6 protein-coding genes are annotated in these 6,343 nt (G+C 60.6%); 5 read left to right on the forward strand and 1 reads right to left on the reverse strand.

Features of this window, described 5'->3' with window-relative positions:
• Positions 1-475 precede the first annotated feature (475 nt).
• A complete protein-coding gene (locus tag PLL20_21250; GenBank protein ID HPD32529.1) occupies positions 476-1,783 on the forward strand; it encodes a Gfo/Idh/MocA family oxidoreductase in 1,308 nt (435 codons plus the stop codon).
• 118 nt (positions 1,784-1,901) lie between these two features.
• Positions 1,902-2,582: a SagB/ThcOx family dehydrogenase gene (locus PLL20_21255; protein HPD32530.1), complete on the forward strand. Its 681-nt coding sequence runs from the start codon at positions 1,902-1,904 to the stop codon at positions 2,580-2,582.
• 152 nt (positions 2,583-2,734) lie between these two features.
• On the opposite strand, the gene PLL20_21260 is transcribed toward PLL20_21255, so the two are convergent.
• Positions 2,735-3,211 carry a DNA-binding protein gene (locus tag PLL20_21260; GenBank protein ID HPD32531.1) on the reverse strand — a complete coding sequence of 159 codons (477 nt, stop codon included), beginning with the start codon at positions 3,209-3,211 and terminating at the stop codon, positions 2,735-2,737.
• Positions 3,212-3,413: 202 nt separating this feature from the next.
• Between PLL20_21260 and PLL20_21265 the strand changes: the two genes are divergently transcribed.
• The 3 genes from PLL20_21265 to PLL20_21275 form a co-directional block, all read left to right on the forward strand.
• The gene (locus PLL20_21265) at positions 3,414-4,535 is read left to right on the forward strand and encodes an alcohol dehydrogenase catalytic domain-containing protein (GenBank protein ID HPD32532.1); all 1,122 of its coding nucleotides are present in this window, start codon (positions 3,414-3,416) and stop codon (positions 4,533-4,535) included.
• A 188-nt stretch (positions 4,536-4,723) separates the two neighbouring features.
• Positions 4,724-5,551, forward strand: coding sequence for a sugar phosphate isomerase/epimerase family protein (locus PLL20_21270; GenBank protein ID HPD32533.1), 828 nt, complete (start codon positions 4,724-4,726; stop codon positions 5,549-5,551).
• A gap of 263 nt (positions 5,552-5,814) precedes the next feature.
• The coding region (locus tag PLL20_21275) for a DUF3524 domain-containing protein (protein HPD32534.1) at positions 5,815-6,343 on the forward strand (529 nt) is incomplete at its 3' end.

A 6,343-nucleotide genomic window follows, 5' to 3' on the forward strand; every position in this document is an offset into this window, starting at 1 on the left:
ACGGAATCGCGACGGCCGTGTTCTCCGGATCATTCATCCTGACCCAAGCCGCGAGGACCCGTTTCGACTGGGCCCACCGCAATGCCGGTTACCTGCGTCCGGGTTTCGAATGAGGTTGCTCATGCAAGACCCACGGGCGGTCGGCGCGATCACCGGCCGTCGGCGGACACGTTCCGTGATTCGGTCTGAACCAGCCTCAGAGAAAATGATGTCCGCCAGAACAACGACGCCAAGAACGCGCTGTAATAAGAAATATATAGGAGGTTTTATGTGACATTCGCGAGACGGACCCTGGCGTATCGGACGGCCGATCATCTCAGACACAACTCCGAACATGAATGCATTTGATGCCGACTTCCCTGTTCCCCGTGCCGCAACAGGGCCGTGTCCTGACGTGGACCAAGGCGATCCGGTTGCGGTTATGATCGTATGAGCGATAATTGAACGCGCTGTACTGTTCTGCGGGAGAAACTGGATGAATCGACGAGAGTTCCTGACCAGGAGTGCGGGAATAGTGACCGCCGCGGCGATCGGTGAACCGGCGTTGGCGTCTCTTGATGAGGCAAAGCACTCCAAATCGGTACGCCTGGGTGTCGTGGGCCTGGGCAATCGCGGCACGCACCTTCTTCGGTTGGCACTTGCCGTGCCCGGCGTGCAGGTCAGGGCGGTGTGTGACTTGAATGAGGACAATCTCGGGCGTGCCGCTGAGATCGTCAAGAAGGCACAGGGTTCCGAGCCGTTCCGCTATTCGAAGGCCCCCGATGACTACGGCGCCATGGTCAGACGCGACGACCTCGACGCCGTGCTCATCGCCACGCCGACCAAGTGGCATTGTCCGATGGCCATCGAGGCGATGAAGGCGGGTAAGCACATCGGCAGCGAGGTGCCCGCGGGGTTCCAGCTCCGGGAGCTGTGGGATCTCGTCAAGACCAAGGAAGCCACCGGCCGGCGTTACATGCTGCTCGAGAACTATCTCTACATGCGGCACATCATGACCGTCTGGAACATGGTCAGAGCCGGCATCTTTGGCGAGCCGTACTACGCCGAATGCGGTTACCTCCACGACTGCCGCTTCATGCTTTTCAAGCAGGACGGCTCGCTCGACTGGTGGGGCGACTGGGCGGCCAACAACTTCGGCAGCGACTATCCGACGCACGCCATGGGGCCGGTCAGCAAGTGGATGGGGCTCAACGACGGCGACCGCATGGAGTATTGCACGAGCATGATGACCGCCCCGCGGGTCCTGAAGGAATACGCGGTCAAGAAATACGGCGCCGACAGCCCGCAGGGCAAAATCGACTGGGCGTTGGGCGAGTTTGTCTCAACTCAAATCCAGACGGTCAAGGGGCGGGTGATCCGGCTCGACTACGACGTCAATTCGCCCCGGCCCGCCGTCCTGCCTTACATGATCCAAGGCACCAAGGGACTCTACGACTCGCGGCACGGCGTGTACATCGAAGAGGAAGGCAAAGGCGAGAAGTGGGACAACCTGCAGAAATACCAGGAGCAGTACGACCACGCATATTGGAAGCGCGACGCGCGACAAGCTGAGAACGCCGGCCACGGCGGCGGCGACTTCTTTGCCGTCAGAGATTTCATCGAAATGGTTCGTCAGGATCGCGAGCCGTGGATCGACGTGTATGACGCGGCCTCATGGAGCGTTCTCTATTGGTGTTCCCACGAGTCGATCGCCAACCGGAGCAAAGCGGTTGACATACCTGATTTTACGAACGGACGCTGGCAGGACCCGGATTGGCGAAAGGATAACCATCGACCGGCGTGAACAAGAGAGGCCAAGGGTCGTGGGGCCAGGCCGAGAAGACAGAAGCATACATGCAACAGGTGGGATTGCAGGTTCCACCTTGGCGGATCGTTTCCTCTCATGAAAGGACCGGTGTGACATGACAACGCGACTGACAACAACAGTAATCATCGTGGCGACGAGTCTTGCCGGTGGTTGCACGGAGCCTCTTTTCGTAACGCATCGACCGGCGGCGACCCCGACCGACACCGTCTTGCCGCCCCCTGCAACCAGTGGCGGCATGTCTCTGGCCAAGGCCATGGCCGACCGGCGATCAGTCCGCTCGTTTGCTGACAAGCCGGTTACCCTGGAGCAGGTCTCGCAGTTGTGCTGGGCAGCCCAGGGCATCACCGACCAGTCAAGCGGCAAGCGCACCGCTCCCTCGGCCATGGCCCTGTACGCGGTGAACATCTACCTGGTCAACAAGGACGGCTGCTTCGAATACCTGCCCGGCCCGCACGCCCTGCGGCCAATGGGTGGGCCTGAAGCGATGGGCCGGCTCCGCGGCGCATGCTGGCAGCCGTCGGTTGGCTCGGCGCCCCTGTGCATGATCATCACCATCGACGTCGAGCGGCTCAAACCCCGTTGCGGCAAGATGGCCGAACAGTACAGCCTCCTGGAGGCAGGACACGTGGCCCAGAACGTGTTGCTCCAGGCAACCGCTCTTGAACTCGCAAGCGTGCCGGTGGGCGGATTCGACGCGAATGCCGTCGGAAAGGCAATGAACATCCCGGCTCCGCAGCGGGCGGTGTATCTTCTGCCGATCGGCTGCAAGAAATGAGTTCCCGCTCGAGTGCTCGCAGCAAGAACCAGACTTGCTGGTTGAAGGGCGGCCTCAAATCAGCATGACGACCTGGGTTTCCGGCACTGCCGGCCTGTCGTTTTAGAGGTTCGCGCGAAACGGTTGACTGCATGTGCCGGTGCTCGAGTCGACTACTGCCCGGCCGGGCTGGGAAAAAACAGCGTCGTCTTGATGTCCGGGTCAAAGCCCCGCCCGAATTTGACCTCCAGGACCTCTTGCATGATCACGTCGGCGGTCGTGGTTACGGGGGCAGTGCCGGCCTCCAGGTGCCCGCCGTGCACGTGCCCGTTGCTGTCCACAAACGTGATGTGCAGGTGCGGTTCGATTCCGCCGTCCTCCAGTTCGCAGATCATTCCCTGGGCTCCACAAATGGCGATCGGGCCGGTTAGTTCAATCTTCTTGGCGACCACGCCGACCGGACTCTCCTTCGAGGGCTTGGCCACCTCGATAATCGCCCGGTCCACCCCGCCGATGATGACCGGAATGTAGGCCGCCTTGATCTTATTGGCCTCGGCAAGTTCTTTCAGCCCCCCCAGCAGATCCGTTCCAGGCCGAAGTCGCGCCACGACTGTTCGTCCCGCCTTGCCCACTGCACCGTAGTATGCCATGATGACCTCACTGCTTAATCTGAGATTCCAAATCCACGCAAACTCAGCAACTCCGGCTTGTCGCTCGCGTACGCCGGCCTTGAGTCCTCAAGTCCGCAAGTCTCGATCGCCGCGCATCCGGTCGCCGGTCGCGACTGTACACGACCGGCCTTCGGGGCGATATTATGACCCTTTGGTGACCGATTCGCGAGAGGCAAGACAGATGAGAATACCAACGACAAGCCGGGCGTTTGTGGTTGACGGCACGGGCAAAGGCAGCATCCAGGAAATCCCGATTCCCAAGCTCGGCCCCAACGACGCGCTGATCCGCATGGAAGGAGTCTACGGCTGCGCCGGCGGCGATACCATCGTCTACAGCGGAAAACATCCTCATTCGATTGGCAAGTACCCGCTGATTCTGGGACACGAGGGCGTTGGCGTGGTCGCGGCCATCGGTCCCGAGGCCGCACACAGGCGAGGCCTCAAGGTGGGCGACCGAGTGGCCGTCGAGGTCATGATTCCTTGCGACACCAATAGCCCCGACGCCTGTGAACAGTGCCGGGCAGGCGAGTACCAACTCTGCGAGAAGAACCGGCAACACGGCGTGTCGATGCCGCTATCACTGGAACACGGCCTGTGGGGCATGTACTCCGACTTCCTGATGGTCCATCCGCGGGCCATCACCCACCGCTTTCCTGACAACGTGAACATGGCTAACGCGGTCGCTACCGCCTTCCTGGCCAACGCGGTCCGCTGGACGGAGGTCAAAGGCAAGGTCCAAGCGGGCGAGGTGGTAGCGATCTTCGGCCCCGGCCCACAGGGCGTGGGCAGCGCGGCCGTTGCCACGTACCGAGGTGCATTGCCCATCCTCATCGGACTGAGCACCGACCAGGCTCGCTTCGACATTGCCGTGGGAATCGGAGTGGTCAAGGCCGAACACATCATCCGAGCGGACAAGGAAGACGTGGTCGAAAAAGTCAAATCGCTGACCGACGGTAAAGGATGTCATCTGTCCATTGAGTGCTCGGGTGCGGACCCGGCGGTAGGCCCGTGGCTGAAGGTGCTACGCAAGCGAGGACGAGGCGTCATCTGCGGCTATCACGGCGGCCGCGAGATCACCGTTCCCATCGATCAGATCGCCACCAAGGAACTCAACATCCAGGGCGCGTGGGGCCAGGCCGGCGGCTGGCAACTGGCCATCGAGATGCTGGGCAAACGGGTCTTCGACTTCGCCCCCATGATCACGAACCGTTACAAGATCGACCAGTTGAACGAGGTGGTGCCTATGCTCAAGGACCCCTCCAAGATTACCATGAAGGCACTATTCGAGCCGTTACCCCTGTAGAATCCCGGCAGACCGAAGCAGTGAGATGGGAGCCGACGATGCAGAGAAAACGAATGAATCGACGCAACATGCTGAAAGGAGCTGTGGGGGTTGGCGTAACTACGGCTCTTGGAACCAGGCGCCTCGCAGCGGCAAGTGCGCCCGAGTCCGATGCGAAGAAGCGCCGGGTAATCCGCTTGGGGGGCCCTGTGTTTGTCAAAACGGACGACCCCGAGGAACTGGCCCTGGCTCACCGCAAGCTGGGCTACCGCGCAGCCTATTGCCCGGGCGTCAACCTCGACGACAGAGAGCGGATCAAGGCCGTCCGTGAAGCCTACGCCAAACACGATGTAGTCATCGCCGAGGTCGGGCGTTGGTGCAATCTTCTGGACGCCGATCCGGCCAAGCGGAAGGCCAATCTCGAAGCGGTGACCGAAGGGCTGGCCCTGGCCGAAGCGATCGGGGCATTGTGCTGCGTTGACATCGCCGGATCTTTCAGCGCCGAGTCATGGTTCGGGCCTCACCCCGATAACCTTTCGCAGAGATTCTTCGACGCCGCGGTCGAAAACGCCCGCAAGATCATCGATGCGGTGAAGCCCAAGAAAGCCCGGTTCTGCTACGAGATGATGGGCTGGGCCCTGCCCGACAGTCCGGACTCCTATGTTCGGTTGATCAAGGCCATCGACCGCCCGGCCTTTGGGGTACATCTCGACCCCTGCAACCTGATTAACTGCCCGGAGCGCTTCTACCACAACGCCGATTTGCTCGACGAGTGCTTCGACAAGTTGGGGCGGTGGATCGTAAGCTGCCATGCCAAAGATCTGGTTTGGAAGTTGGAGATGAATATCCACTTCCAGGAGGTCCCGCCCGGATCGGGCAGACTCGATTACAGGACGTTCCTCCGACGCTTGGCCGCCTTGGATCATGACACCCCACTCATGATCGAGCATTGCGCCAACGAGGCTGAGTACACTCGGGGCCGTGAATACATACTGGGTCTGGGTCCCAAAACCGGCGTTGACTTCGGGTCGGCGTGAATAGCTCTCCGGACTGCGGCCAAGCCCCGGAAACCATACGAGAAACCGTCTTGGCACCTGCAAAAGCGACGCCGGCGGTTGACTGATGAAATCTCAGGCTGGTCGGCATTCGTTTCTGGTGCAAACCCGGACAAAAGACAGTATACTCCTTGGTTCTGAGGGATGGGCGTTTGCCCCGACGGGCCGGGCCGGGTGGCTTGGATGCTGGCCAAGCGGTAACATGTGCCCACACGAAGCGGTGATGACGACGCGGTGAGAACATCATGAAAATCCTGGCTCTTGAACCTTACCACGGCGGGAGTCACAAGGCTTTCCTCAGTGGCTGGTCTTCCAACAGTCGGCACGAATGGACCGTATTGGGATTGCCGGCCTACAAGTGGAAATGGCGCATGCGCCACGCCGCCATCACCTTTGCGGACCAGGCCAATCAGCTTCTCAAATCCGGCTCAACTTGGGATCTCATTTATTGTTCCGACATGCTCAATCTCGCCGAGTTCCTGGGCCTGCTCCCGGTGGAGATGCGACATCTGCCGACCCTCGTATACTTCCATGAAAACCAGCTCACGTATCCCGTCCGGTTCGAAACCGACCGGGATTTCCATTACGTCCTGAGCAATATCATCACTGCTCTGGCGGCCAAGCGCGTATGGTTCAACTCGGCGTACCACCGCGATTCTTTTCTTGAAGGTCTGCCGGCTTTCCTTAAACGCATGCCGGACTATCAGCCGTTCGACGCCCCGGACCGGATTCGAGCCAAGAGCGACGTCCGCCCGCAGGGTGTTCAGGAGTTTC

Source organism: Phycisphaerae bacterium, assembly GCA_035384605.1.
Classification (GTDB): domain Bacteria; phylum Planctomycetota; class Phycisphaerae; order UBA1845; family PWPN01; genus JAUCQB01.

What these genes read in the sequence shown, in the direction of transcription:
- PLL20_21255 (HPD32530.1), top strand. Translation starts at nt 1,902, where the DNA reads ATGACAACGCGACTGACAACAACAGTAATCATCGTGGCGACGAGTCTT.
- PLL20_21265 (HPD32532.1), top strand. Translation starts at nt 3,414, where the DNA reads ATGAGAATACCAACGACAAGCCGGGCGTTTGTGGTTGACGGCACGGGC.
- PLL20_21260 (HPD32531.1), bottom strand. Translation starts at nt 3,211, where the DNA reads ATGGCATACTACGGTGCAGTGGGCAAGGCGGGACGAACAGTCGTGGCG.
- PLL20_21250 (HPD32529.1), top strand. Translation starts at nt 476, where the DNA reads ATGAATCGACGAGAGTTCCTGACCAGGAGTGCGGGAATAGTGACCGCC.